The organism is Agrobacterium cavarae, assembly GCF_004310285.1.
In the GTDB taxonomy this organism is placed as follows: Bacteria; Pseudomonadota; Alphaproteobacteria; order Rhizobiales; family Rhizobiaceae; genus Agrobacterium; species Agrobacterium cavarae.
In genome coordinates this window covers 66,827-79,244 of sequence record NZ_SISF01000024.1, presented here as the reverse complement: position 1 = coordinate 79,244, position 12,418 = coordinate 66,827, and the positions used below count along the sequence as shown (strand labels likewise).

The following is a 12,418-nucleotide window of genomic DNA, read 5'->3' as shown; positions in this document are numbered from 1 at the left end:
TGTATAATCTGCGCGTGTCGATGATGCCCGCGGCCTTTCAAAACACGCCGTTTTCCCCAGATTACCGGCTGTCTTGGCTCATAATTCCAGCAATTCCCTTCAGCAGATATGCGGCTTCATTTATCGGATGACGAAGGGATCGTCGCGATCGACGACCTCATTTCAAACCGAATTCGTCAACAATGGCGTCAATGAAGCTTTTCACTTTCACCGTGGGACGACGTCCTGCTGGATAGAGAACATGCATGGGGCGAGAGGGACCCTCGTAGTCGGGCAGGACTCGCGCAAGCCGGCCAGCCGCGATTTCGCCGCTGAGGACGCCCTCCGGTCCGAGCGTGATGCCATAGCCCTCCACTGCAGCATGCAGAAGCGTTTTCCAGTCGTTGCTACGGATCCTCCCTGTCGCCTGAATTTCTTCGACCTGCCCTGCTCGTGTAAACTGCCATCGGCAAGGGATGGAGGGCGACCAGTAGGCATAGGCCAGGCAATCGTGGTGTTGAAATTCCGATGGTGTTCGCGGCGTCCCGCGTTTGGCTAGATAGTCCGGCGACGCGCAGGCAATCAACCGATAGGGCGCCAGTGCATGTGCGACAAGAGAGGTGTCCTCGACCTCCCCGATCCGCACCATTACCTCGAAGCCTTCTTCCAGGGGATCGACGAACCGGTCGTTGAGTGTCAGATCGATTTGCATCTGCGGATATCGCCTGAGATAGCGCGTCACAAAGGGTGCCAGGCTAAAAGCGCCAAAGGTCATCGGCGCATTGACGCGCAAGACGCCGCTCGGCAGAGACCGCATGTCCTGGGCCAGCGTTTCCGCCGCCTCGGCCTCTGCCAGAACCAGCTTGCAGCGGTCGTAATAGGCGCGACCGACGTCCGTCAGGCTCTGCCGTCGCGTCGTTCGGTGGAGAAGCGTTGTACCGAGCCTGTCTTCGAGAAAGACGACATGCTTGGCAACCATTTGCGGTGACATGCCCATCGCCTCCGCAGCGGCAGCGAAGGACCCGACTTCGGACGCCTTGACGAAGACCGCCATGCTGGTGAGCCTATCCATGATTGCCTCTTATTGGTTGGGAATGTCATCTCATCATGGTGATTTAACGCATGTCCGACGCAAATTAAACCTCCCTCACCATCAACACGGAGACGAGATATGAAAATCGGAATCATCGGTGCGGGCTTTGTCGGCAGAGCCATCGGCAAGCTAGCCGTTCGCGCGGGCCATCAGGTGATGTTGAGCAACTCACGCGGACCGCACACCTTGTTCAGTATGCGTCACGCCGTGGGTTGCGAGGTCGGAACGGTCGATGAGGCAGCGGCATTCGGCGACATCGTCGTCATCGCCATCCCCCTTGCCGCCTACCGCTCGGTTCCCGTCGCAGTTCTCAACGGCAAGGTGGTCATAGACACAGATAATTATTATCCCGATCGTGATGGGCGGATCGTCGAACTCGATGACGGCAAGATCACAACGAGCGAATTGCTTGCCCGGCATCTGCCGCAATCCCGGATCATCAAGGCCTTCAACGCCATCACCATGAACGATCTGGAAAAGGATGGCCTGCCTGCGCGGGCTGGCGAGCGTCGGGCTCTGCCTATCGCCGGTGATGATGAAGAGGGAAAGACGATCGGCAAAACGCTCTATAACCAGTTCGGATTCGATGCAGTGGACGCAGGTAATTTGGCCGAAGGCTGGCGTTTTGAACGTGGCACACCAGCCTATTGCGTGCGAATGACCGCAGCCGAGCTAGAAGCCGCTCTTGCGAAAGTGGAACGTCACATGGTGGACGCGTGACGCCGTCTACTGCAACGGCATAAGCCGTTAACATCGGAATCGATCGTCGGAAAGCACGATGCATCGTTTCAACAGTGAAGGACGTCCTTGTGCGTCCCGGCGCGAAAACCTCTCGGTGGTCATCAACCCTAGCGAGGACCACCGAGAGGTTCAACCTTGTCGCAACGTCGTGCGGAAGCGGACCTCCCTCACCCCGTTTGACAGAGTAGATGGCCAAGGAATCATAGGCGTCGCTCGCTGTTTCCGCTTCGCTTTGTAAGCTTTAGCGCCTTGTTTTGTCGCATCTCATCATCGCAAAACCGCGTAACACTTTCGCGCCACATGCTCTAAGGTCGGATTTCCATCCAGACGCTTCATGAGTCGCCCGTGTCCCTTGATGTCCTGCTTCTTGTCCTCTTCGGCGCCCTTCTGCATGCCTCGTGGAACGCCCTCGTCAAATCCGGATCGGACAAGGCGCTGGATGCATCGTTGATCGCTGCGGGTGCCGCCATCTGTTGTGTTCCCTTCCTGCCGTTCCTGCCCCTTCCCGGGCTCGTCGCGCTGCCCTTTCTGGTGGCGTCCGCCATCCTGCAGTTCGCTTACTTCCGGCTGGTCGCCGCAGCCTATACGGTCGGCGATATCGGCCTCGTCTATCCCGTTATGCGCGGCGTTGCGCCTCTGATCGTGGCAGCGAGCAGCAGCCTGTTTCTCGATGAAACGCTGAGCACCGCTGCCTTCGCCGGCATTGCGGTCATTTCGGCGGGCATCCTCACCCTTGCCTTCGAAGCACGCCGCGGCGGTCGAAAGGCGATTTTGCTGGCGCTCGCCAATGCAGTGGTCATTGCGGGCTACACCTTCGTGGACGGTGTTGGTGCGCGGACCTCGGGCAATGCCATTTCCTATACGCTGTGGATGTCCCTGCTCCCGCCTGTCCTGCTCTTCTCCTATGCCTTCTATCAACGTGGTTATCTGCCGGTCGTGCAGCATGTGAGGCGCAACTGGTGGCGCGGTCTTGCCGGTGGCGGCGGATCGATTTTGTCCTACGGCCTTGCATTGTGGGCAATGACGCAGGCGCCGGTGGCGGTGGTCGCAGCCCTGCGCGAAACCTCCATTCTGTTCGCCATCCTGATCTCGGTTTTCCTGCTCAAGGAGAAGGCCAGCCTCTGGCGCTACGTCGCCGGCGGCATCATCGCGATGGGCGTTCTCATCATGCGCTTGGGCTAAGAACGCCATGATTTTGTGTGGTATTATAAAACCACATCATTAACATGCTGTTTTTTATACGTTATTTTTGAAGGTTGCGTTTTTGCGCCTGTTGACGGTTTGCGGCGCACCGCTTATAAGCGCGCCAGACTGAATTCTCCTGGAATACATGTCTTCCGGCACGCGCAAATGCGGCCAAATCAAGCAACAAGAAACGCCCGCATCCAATCTGGCAACAGCCGGATGACGGGTCCTAAAGAAAGTGAAAAGAATGTCTACTTTCGTTCAGAAGCCCGCTGAGGTGGAGAAGAAGTGGGTCATCATCGACGCCGAAGGCCTCGTTGTTGGTCGTCTCGCCACCCTCGTTGCTACCCGCCTGCGCGGCAAGCACAAGGCAACCTACACCCCCCACGTCGATGATGGCGACAACGTCATCATCATCAATGCGGAAAAGGTTGTCTTCACCGGCAAGAAGTATTCCGACAAGAAGTACTACTGGCACACCGGTTACCCGGGTGGCATCAAGGAGCGTACGGCTCGCCAGATCATCGAGGGTCGCTTCCCGGAGCGCGTCGTTGAAAAGGCTGTCGAGCGCATGATCCCGCGTGGTCCGCTCGGTCGTCGCCAGATGAAGAACCTTCGCGTTTACGCTGGTTCGAACCACCCGCACGAAGCACAGCAGCCTGTCGCTCTCGACGTTGCATCGCTGAACAAGAAGAACGTAAGGAGCGCCTGATAATGGCCGATCTTTCCTCCCTGAAAGACCTCGCCCCGGCATCGGAAGCTTCGGCTCCCGTACACGTCCGCAAGGTTGACACTCTCGGTCGCTCCTACGCGACCGGCAAGCGCAAGAACGCCGTAGCCCGCGTATGGGTCAAGGCTGGTTCCGGCAAGATCATCATCAACGGCCGTGACTTCACTGCCTATTTCGCACGTCCGGTTCTGCAGATGATCCTGCAGCAGCCGCTCGTTGCAGCAGCACGTGCAGGTCAGTTTGACATCATCGCGACTGTTGCCGGTGGTGGTCTCTCCGGTCAGGCCGGTGCCGTTCGTCACGGTGTTTCCAAGGCTCTCACCTACTTCGAACCGGGCCTGCGCCCCGTTCTGAAGAAGGGTGGCTTCCTGACCCGCGACAGCCGCGTTGTTGAACGTAAGAAGTACGGTAAGGCCAAGGCTCGCCGTAGCTTCCAGTTCTCCAAGCGCTAATCGCTTCTGGAATGCAAAAATCGAAAAGGCGGGGCCTCGGCTCCGCCTTTTTCTGTTGGTGGTTATCTCTCAGTGGTGATGACACAGGCTGTCAGTTGAGCGGCAGCGGTATGGATCCGGTTATGCCATCGGCACCAAACAATTCGTCCGCGACCGCGGCGGCAATCCGTTCGGCCCCTGCTCTGGTGTAATGGCCTCTGTCGGCGATATAGGCCACACCGTCCAGCCCAAAGTAACAGCCACCCTTTGAAGTAGGATCACAGAAGAGCTGCTCCGGCAGCACCTTGCTGACGTCCTGAGGCAAACCCGAGTTCAGGAGCTGGTAGGCACGACCGGTGTTCGCCTCGAAATCGGCTTTCGAAAACTCGAAGCTTGGCGTAGGGTCGCCCCGCAACATGCGCGAGGCCATGAGGTCGACCACAGGCTTGTCGAAACGCGGAGCCGGATAGACGATCACCACTTGTTTTCCGGTCGCCTCCAGCCGCTGGACAGTCTCACGAAGATTGTCGGCAATCGACTGAAGCGGGATCGCTCCATTGGCGTATACCTCGCTGTCGATCTGCATATAGGGTGCCGCGAGGAAGCTTACCCACGAGGCTGACAGGATGACGGTTTCGACATTGCTGGCCGCCAGATAATCCAATGCGCGCCTGTTGAACTCTTCACAATTGGCAGCGCCTTCGTCTCTTGCAACAGAGACGCCAAGGATAGGCGCACAGAAGCCATGGGTCAGCTGTACCATACCGATGTTGCGGCGCTTGAACTCCTCCTGCAAGGCCGGAGAAATCGACGCGCCGATGGAATCGCCCCAGACGGCAATGGTCCGGCCGCTGCCGATATTGAACATGCATTCCATGCTGGGAAGAGCTGGAATGCCGTCTTCTCTTTGGAAAAGACAGTTGTCGTTCCAGGTGGTGCGATCGACGAATTCCCTGACATTGTTGGGCAGCCTGGAGGGTAAGCCCTCTTTCACATCGCCCCAGGCGCCGAAACCAACCAGCCCGACAGCCAGTGCGCAGGCCGCACATGCGAGTTTGGCAAAGCGTACCCGTTGGCCGCGAAATGGCTGTTCGACGAAATACCAGCTGAGGGCCGAGAGCAGCAGAACAAGAGCGATCAATCCGCACATGACGATCGTCGATGGCGGCTGGGGGCTGCGGATGCGCCAGAATGCAAAGACGGGTTGATGCCAGAGATAGGCACTGAAGCTGATCCGACCGAGCCACACCAAAGGAGACAGGGCGAGGATACGTCCGACGACGCTGGTCTGCGAGGCAAACAGCAAAATCAGAGCTGTGCCTCCCGTGGGGAGCAGAGCCACCAGCGAGGGAATGTTGAGCGAAGGATCGAACAGAAAGATCGACAGAATGACGAGGGACAGGCCCGCTGCCGCCAGAACATCGCTTGTGCGCCGGTCTTTGCCAAAGACCTGGAATGCACAGATCGAGCCGAGAAGAATCTCCCAGACCCGGGTCGGCAACAGGTAGTAATTGGCGACGGGAAAAAAGCGGGAGCCGGCTTCGCTCAAAAGCAGGCTGCCCAAGGCAAGGGCGAGCACAATGGAGAAGATCGTCCTGATCTTGAGCCGGAACAGAAAGAGCAGCGGGAAAAGCAGATAGAACTGCTCCTCAAGACCGAGGCTCCATGTGTGGATCAGCGGGACTTCTGCCGTCTCGGGGGAGAAGTATCCGGTATTTCTCAGGAAGTAGATGTTGGAAAGTGAAAGCGTCGCCGCCATCAGGCTCTTGGAAAACTGCTCATAGGCGTCCGGCAGCAACCACATCCAGGCAAAGGGTATTGTACAGATGAGGACGAAGAATAGCGCGGGAAGAATGCGGCGTACGCGGCGCGCATAAAAACGGCCGATCGAAAAACGCCCCTCCGCATATTCGCGCAGAATCACCTTGGTAATCAGATAACCGCTGATGACAAAGAAAATATCGACGCCGATATAGCCGCCGTCAAAGGCTGCGAAACCCGCATGGGCAAAAATGACGGCCAGCAATCCCAAGGAGCGCAAACCGTCAATTTCGGGTCGATAGTTCATAAAAACCACATGTCACGTTGCGTATAGCTAGCCTTCGAGAAGCGGCGATCACAGAGTCAGGCGCAGTTCCGAACCCCTGAAGCGCCAGAGTGATCGGCAACGACGCATGGCTTGCTGGAGATGCCGGGGACAAAAGACCCGAACACGACGGTGAAGCTGGCGGATATACTATCAGATTAGTTGTTTACGAGGTGTTTACCACGAGGCAATCTTATCCCGAACTGCTTAATGCGATATTGAATATTCTCGATATTTCCATTGAAGGATGAGCAATGGCTAAAAAGACGATCGATCACGCCTTCATGGCCCCTTCTCTCACCTCGGCGGCCAGCGATCCGACCCATGCGGGCGTGCTGTCCTTCATGCGTCGTCGCTACAGCAAGAACCTGGAGGGCGCTTCCACCGTGGTCTGGGGCATTCCTTTCGATGCTGCCACATCCAACCGGCCCGGCGCTCGTTTCGGACCTCAGGCGATCCGTCGCGCTTCAGCCATTTTCGACAACGATCCGCAATATCCCTTCGCACGTGATCTCTTCGATTCCATGCCGACCATCGACTATGGAGACTGCCTGCTGGATTACGGCAATCATTGGCAGACACCGGAGACCATCGAACAGGAAGCACGCAAGATCATCGCAAACAGCGACTATCTGCTGACGCTGGGTGGCGACCACTTCATCACATGGCCGCTTTTAAAAGCGCATGTGGCCAAACACGGTCCTTTGGCGCTGGTGCAGTTCGACGCCCATCAGGATACGTGGTTCGATGATGGCAAGCGCATCGATCATGGCTCCTTTGTCGTGCGCGCCGTGCGAGATGGGTTGATCGACCCGGATCGTTCGATCCAGATCGGTATCCGCACGCATGCGCCCGAAGATTGCGGCATCAAGATCCTCTATGGCTACGAGCTTGAGGATATGCGCGCCGCCGACATTGCCTCACTGATCGTCAGGCACACGGGTGGCCTGCCGACCTATCTGACCTTCGATATCGACTGCCTCGACCCAGCCTTTGCGCCCGGCACCGGCACGCCCGTGGCTGGCGGGCCATCGAGCGCGAAAATCCTCTCGGTCCTACGCGGCCTTGGGCAACTCGACATTCGCGGTTCCGACGTGGTGGAGGTGGCGCCGGCCTATGATCATGCGGATATCACCGCCATTGCCGGGGCAACGGTTGCGATGTATATGCTTGGGCTGCGTGCCGAGCGGCTTGCAAGATCAACCTGATCCGCATCCCACGCGCTAACAAATCGAGTCTGAAAACTCCCACAACACATTGAAAATGTAAGGTTAAGGACATGGCAGCGAAAATCTTCATCGATGGCGAACACGGCACTACAGGCTTGCAGATCCGCACGCGCCTGGCCGACCGCCGCGATATCGAGCTGCTGTCGATTCCTGAAGCCGAGCGCCGCAATGCATCCATGCGCGAGGATATGCTGAACAGCGCCGATATCTCGATCCTCTGCCTGCCGGATGATGCGTCCAAGGAAGCTGTTTCCATGGTGTCCGGCAACAACAAGGTTCGGATCATCGATACCTCTACCGCTTTCCGTATCCACCCGGACTGGGCCTACGGCTTTGCCGAAATGGACAAGGATCAGGCGGAAAAGGTTCGCTCCGCCCGCTTCGTCGCCAATCCCGGTTGCTACCCCACCGGCGCCATCGCTCTCATCCGTCCCTTGCGTGCCGCAGGCATACTGCCGGACGGCTATCCCGTCAGCGTCAATGCCGTTTCCGGTTATACCGGCGGCGGCAAGCAGATGATTGCGCAGATGGAAGACCAGAGCCGCGAGGATGCGATCAGTGCCAACAACTTCCTCTACGGCCTAACCCTGAAGCACAAGCACGTGCCGGAAATGAAGAGCCATGGGCTCATGGACCGCGCACCGCTCTTTTCACCTTCGGTCGGTCGCTTCCCGCAGGGCATGATCGTTCAGGTTCCGCTGTTTGTCGAAAACCTCAAGGACGGCACGACTGTGGAAACGGTTCACGCTGCCCTCACTCAGCATTATGCCGGACAGGACATCGTCAAGGTCGTGCCTATGGAAGAGAGCAAGTCGATCGCGCGTATCGATGCGGAAGAACTCGCAAACCAGGATATCATGAAGCTCCACGTCTTCGGCAACGCAGAGCATATCAACCTCGTCGCGGTTCTCGATAATCTCGGCAAGGGCGCATCGGGCGCGGCCGTTCAAAACATGGAGCTGATGCTGTCTGCATGAGCGAAAGCGGTCTCACGTCAGACATTCCGGATGAGATTAAAAGGCGGTGGAGCATTTCCTCCGCCTTTTTTCTTGCCGATACAGCGAGCAGCATGGTCCACCGAGTTGGTTTGACGGATGGCTCCTCAGCGATCTTGAAGCGATTGACGCCGCGGGGATTGGGCGAGCTTCCCGGTATGACCTTCCTGGAGTGGCGGCAGGGCCAAGGCGCCGTGCATCTCCTGCAGAAAGACGGCACAGAATGCCTGCTGGAAGATGCGGGTGATCTGACGCTTCGCGCTTACCGCCTTCAGCACGGGGAAGGCGCCGCGAACGAAATCATCTGCGATATTCTCCAGAGACTTCACACGTCAGGCGGAGCCCCCCCGGTTGGGCTCACGACGTTGGACCAGCATTTCCGCTCTCTCTTTGCCCGGGCCGAAACGGAAAGCGATCAACGCCTGCGCGAGCCTCTGCAGTACAGTGCCGAGATCACTCGAGAATTGCTCGCTCGTCAGCAGATGATAAAGCCACTGCATGGAGACCTGCACCACGACAACATCGTCACGGGTGGCTCACGCGGCTGGCTGGCAATCGATCCTCAAGGACTCGTCGGTGATCCCGCCTATGATGTCGCAAACATCTTCGGTAATCCTCTGAACGCCCTGCCGGACATCATCGATCCGCAACGGATCAGAAGGCTCTGTGACATTTTTTCAGAAACGCTGGACTGCTCGCGAGAGAAAATCCTCCGCTACGCCATTGCGCATGCGGGAGCATCGATCTGCTGGTCCCTCGAGGATGATGGCAGCGTCCTCAATGAAAGCGAGAACGCTTTGGAGCGTCTCGCCTTTCTCACCGTTGCGCGCGGCCTATTGAGCGATCTCAGTCCCTGACTTCGACGGATACCGGCGCGGGATATTCCCCGATGAAACCGCGCCAGTGGGCGATGGCAAAACCAAGGACGATCAGCGCCATGCCCTGATGAGCAAGCGCCACATGGATATCCACATGGGTGAGAAGCGTGGTGATGCCGAGGCACGCCTGCACACAGACCAGAACGAAGAACAGCACGGAACGCCTCGCATGTGGCGTGTTCGGCAATCTGCGGCAGAGGCTTACCATGTGCCAGAGTGTCGCCGCAAACAGCGTATAGGCACCCAGTCGGTGGACAAATTGGACCGTCTTCGGGTTCTCGAAGAGATTGATCCACCAAGGGTGCTGGATGAAGAGATCGCCCGGAATGAGTGAACCATCCATCAGCGGCCATGTGTTATAGGAGAGACCGGCATTGAGGCCGGCAACGAGCGCGCCGAGATAGATCTGGGCGAGACAGAGCACCGCCAAAACGGCCGCGAATCGCCTGCCCTCGCGCTCATGTGATGCTTCTGGAGAGTGGTAGGAAAGACCGCGTAATATCCACATGCAGCCTGCAAAAATCAGGCAGGCGATCGTCAGATGGGTCGCGAGCCGGTACTGGGACACGTCTGTGCGGTTGACCAGGCCGGACGACACCATCCACCAGCCGACGAAGCCCTGAAAACCTCCAAGTGCCAAAAGGCCGACCAGTGGCAGGCGCAATCGTTTCTCGATGCGCCCTGTAAGCCAGAAATAGGCAAGCGGCAAGGCAAAGATCAACCCAATGGCCCGCGCCAGCAGACGATGCGCCCATTCCCACCAGAAGATGGTCTTGAACTCGTCCAGCGACATGCCGCGATTGATTTCCTGATATTGAGGTATGCGCTTGTAGAGCTGGAATTCCTCTTCCCATTCGGCGACCGTCAAGGGTGGGATAGCCCCATGAATCGGCTTCCATTCGGTGATTGACAGACCCGATTCGGTCAGGCGTGTGGCACCGCCCACGAGGACGAGACAGAACAGCGTAAACAGCACGACGCGCAGCCAGATGCGCAGAAGCTTGCGGTTGCTCTCCTGCTTCTGCAAAGCCGTTTTCACCCGTTTTTCGACAGAGGCATCCGCCGTCGCCAGCGTATCGGATCGCATTCTTGACACTCCACAATTCCTAACATTGGTTTGCCTCAAGCGGCTGGGCAAAACAAGGGGTTAGCCTTTGCGGCATCGGGTCGCGGCAGATGCGCTTGCGAAAAGCGATACCGTTTTTGACGGGCGCTGCTATAGAGGAGTCTCAGGAACACGTGACGGACGAGACATTAGCCATGCATCCCCGCCTTAGATCATTCATCGGCACTATCATCATCATTCTGCTGGTCGTGACCTATGCGGTTGTTGCGACGGCCTTCGCCTCGGCAACGCTCGCAAACTCGCCGTGGTGGGTTCACCTCGGCTATTTCGTGCTGTCCGGTCTTCTGTGGATCTTGCCTGCCATGCTGATCATCAAATGGATGGCCGGTCCGAAACGGCAGAAATAGGCCCGTTTCACTGAAAGCGTGGAAAACGACGCGTTTCAGGCTGTCAGTGTTGCGGTCTGGTCAGGGCTTTGCTGCCGATACCATCGGAATGATCTGGCTGTGTCCGCTCGCCCGGAACGCCGTCTCTGCCTCACGAAGCACCTCAGGATCACCATCCGGAACGGAAAGCAAGATATCCGCATCGACATATTTGAGGATGCGCGAGATTTCAGCGGGATTGGCTGCGCCGAACTCGAGCAGCACAGTATCGTAACTCCCCGACAATGCGCCGAGTACCATCACGAGCCGCTCGAGTACGCCGCTGACGCGATGTCCCGAGCCCACGCCTTGCGGAACGATATGCGCCGTGGAGAGACGGTCACGATGGATGGTTTCGCCGAAGGCTGCATCCCCCGTCAGGAGATCCATGATGCCCGGGAGCGATTCGTCCGACACCATCAGCCGCGAAGGAGCCCCCGTCGCGGTCATGTCCACAAGCACCACGGATCGCGCCAGCTCGGCAATCGCTCTTGCCAGCATGACGGTCGCTGTCGATCCATCCGCCCCACTGGGTGACGCAACAACCGCAACGGGCTTGGCGCCTGGCATGACGAGAAGATCCGCAACATAGGCTATCGGAAGCCCAGCTTCCGCAGAGGCGGGATCAAGATCATCCTGTGGTTCGGTCGCATTGTCGTTCGCGGTCATGGCGCCTTCATTTTCTCATCGCCGGCAGCTTTTGCTCGCACGGTTACCGTTCTTCCCTTCTAACCGCGTCGCAGTAACACAAGCGTTAAACAGTCGACGCCACGCGGTACTTCCGACGGTCCTAAGGGAAATTCTTCCAAAAAAAGTTTTCTTTACCGGGAATTAACCATGACGAACGGATAACTGGGGTCAAGAAATGTCCCCGGAGCATGATTGCGAATGAATTTCGCCATCCCACGTTTGATATCAGCTTTTGCCCTCGCCGCGACGATGACGCTTGGTGGTTGCGCTGCCTATCAACCCGCGCCCTCCGCCATCAATGCCGCTGCCCTACAGCCCTATCGTCTGGATAGCGGCGACAGGTTGCGCGTTACCGTTTTCGATCAAGCCGGCCTCACCAACACCTACACTGTCGACCAGGCGGGCTACATCGCCTTCCCGCTCGTCGGGCAAATTCCGGCACGCGGCCGAACGGCCAAGCAGGTTGAAGCAGCGCTCGCTGCCCAGCTCCGCAAAGGCTATTTGCGCAACCCCGATGTCAGCATCGAGGTCGATCGCTATCGTCCGATCTTCGTGATGGGTGAAGTGGGCAGACCGGGGCAGTATTCCTACGTCCCCGGGATGACGATCCAGAACGCCATTGCCATTGCGGGAGGCTTCACCTCACGTGCAAACCAGCGCGACGTCGATGTGACGCGTAAACTCAACGCCGACGTCAACACCGGACGCGTGCTGATCTCAGCACCTGTGCTGGGGGGCGACACCATCTATGTGCGGGAACGTTTCTTTTGAGGAAACTGCGTCGTAGCGCTCCCTGGCTTCACCAAAGCTAAAGCCAGAAATTCAAGTTCAGCGGCAGAAGCGGCAGGCGCCGATCCGGCAGCCTAAGCCTCTGTCCATAGTTGCGGGTA

At 57.9% G+C, this 12,418-nt stretch carries 13 protein-coding genes; 9 read left to right on the top strand and 4 right to left on the bottom strand.

The genetic code is table 11. From position 1 onward, the window contains the following. Positions 1–157: 157 nt before the first annotated feature. Positions 158–1,051, bottom strand: a complete 894-nt coding sequence (locus EYC79_RS05755; RefSeq protein ID WP_130977418.1) for a LysR family transcriptional regulator — start codon at positions 1,049–1,051, stop codon at positions 158–160. Positions 1,052–1,114: 63 nt separating this feature from the next. Between EYC79_RS05755 and EYC79_RS05750 the strand changes: the two genes are divergently transcribed. The 4 genes from EYC79_RS05750 to rpsI all read left to right on the top strand — a co-directional run bounded on the left by EYC79_RS05750 (position 1,115) and on the right by rpsI (position 4,180). Next, on the top strand, positions 1,115–1,792 hold the full coding sequence (locus EYC79_RS05750; RefSeq protein WP_280956448.1) for an NADPH-dependent F420 reductase: 678 nt from the start codon (positions 1,115–1,117) through the stop codon (positions 1,790–1,792). A 366-nt stretch (positions 1,793–2,158) separates the two neighbouring features. Then, positions 2,159–2,995: a DMT family transporter gene (locus tag EYC79_RS05745; protein WP_130977416.1), complete on the top strand. Its 837-nt coding sequence runs from the start codon at positions 2,159–2,161 to the stop codon at positions 2,993–2,995. 250 nt (positions 2,996–3,245) lie between these two features. Then, positions 3,246–3,710, top strand: a complete 465-nt coding sequence (gene rplM, locus EYC79_RS05740; RefSeq protein ID WP_062425555.1) for a 50S ribosomal protein L13 — start codon at positions 3,246–3,248, stop codon at positions 3,708–3,710. Positions 3,711–3,712: 2 nt separating this feature from the next. After that, on the top strand, positions 3,713–4,180 hold the full coding sequence (rpsI, locus tag EYC79_RS05735) for a 30S ribosomal protein S9 (RefSeq protein WP_045018729.1): 468 nt from the start codon (positions 3,713–3,715) through the stop codon (positions 4,178–4,180). 91 nt (positions 4,181–4,271) lie between these two features. Here the strand turns inward: rpsI and EYC79_RS05730 are convergent, their stop codons facing one another. Then, a complete protein-coding gene (locus tag EYC79_RS05730) occupies positions 4,272–6,227 on the bottom strand; it encodes an acyltransferase family protein (RefSeq protein ID WP_130977415.1) in 1,956 nt (651 codons plus the stop codon). 272 nt (positions 6,228–6,499) lie between these two features. On the opposite strand from EYC79_RS05730, the gene speB reads away from it, so the two are divergent. From speB to EYC79_RS05715, 3 genes are all read left to right on the top strand, one after another. Beyond that, positions 6,500–7,453, top strand: coding sequence for an agmatinase (speB, locus tag EYC79_RS05725; RefSeq protein ID WP_130977414.1), 954 nt, complete (start codon positions 6,500–6,502; stop codon positions 7,451–7,453). A 71-nt stretch (positions 7,454–7,524) separates the two neighbouring features. Next, entirely contained in the window at positions 7,525–8,451 is a 927-nt protein-coding gene (gene argC / locus EYC79_RS05720; RefSeq protein WP_130977413.1) for an N-acetyl-gamma-glutamyl-phosphate reductase, read from the top strand. Beyond that, the gene (locus EYC79_RS05715; RefSeq protein WP_130977412.1) at positions 8,448–9,326 is read left to right on the top strand and encodes an aminoglycoside phosphotransferase family protein; all 879 of its coding nucleotides are present in this window, start codon (positions 8,448–8,450) and stop codon (positions 9,324–9,326) included. Before argC ends, EYC79_RS05715 begins: the two co-directional genes overlap by 4 nt. On the opposite strand, the gene EYC79_RS05710 is transcribed toward EYC79_RS05715, so the two are convergent. After that, positions 9,316–10,434 carry a COX15/CtaA family protein gene (locus EYC79_RS05710; protein ID WP_130977411.1) on the bottom strand — a complete coding sequence of 373 codons (1,119 nt, stop codon included), beginning with the start codon at positions 10,432–10,434 and terminating at the stop codon, positions 9,316–9,318. The genes EYC79_RS05715 and EYC79_RS05710 overlap by 11 nt on opposite strands. A 173-nt stretch (positions 10,435–10,607) precedes the next feature. On the opposite strand from EYC79_RS05710, the gene EYC79_RS05705 reads away from it, so the two are divergent. Next, positions 10,608–10,820 carry a DUF2842 domain-containing protein gene (locus tag EYC79_RS05705; protein ID WP_062426135.1) on the top strand — a complete coding sequence of 71 codons (213 nt, stop codon included), beginning with the start codon at positions 10,608–10,610 and terminating at the stop codon, positions 10,818–10,820. Between the two features lie 60 nt (positions 10,821–10,880). On the opposite strand, the gene EYC79_RS05700 is transcribed toward EYC79_RS05705, so the two are convergent. After that, the gene (locus EYC79_RS05700) at positions 10,881–11,507 is read right to left on the bottom strand and encodes a tyrosine-protein kinase family protein (protein ID WP_130977410.1); all 627 of its coding nucleotides are present in this window, start codon (positions 11,505–11,507) and stop codon (positions 10,881–10,883) included. Between the two features lie 219 nt (positions 11,508–11,726). Between EYC79_RS05700 and EYC79_RS05695 the strand changes: the two genes are divergently transcribed. Further along, complete coding sequence (locus EYC79_RS05695; protein WP_062437808.1) at positions 11,727–12,299, top strand: polysaccharide biosynthesis/export family protein; 573 nt, start codon at positions 11,727–11,729, stop codon at positions 12,297–12,299. The last annotated feature ends 119 nt before the right edge of the window (positions 12,300–12,418 follow it).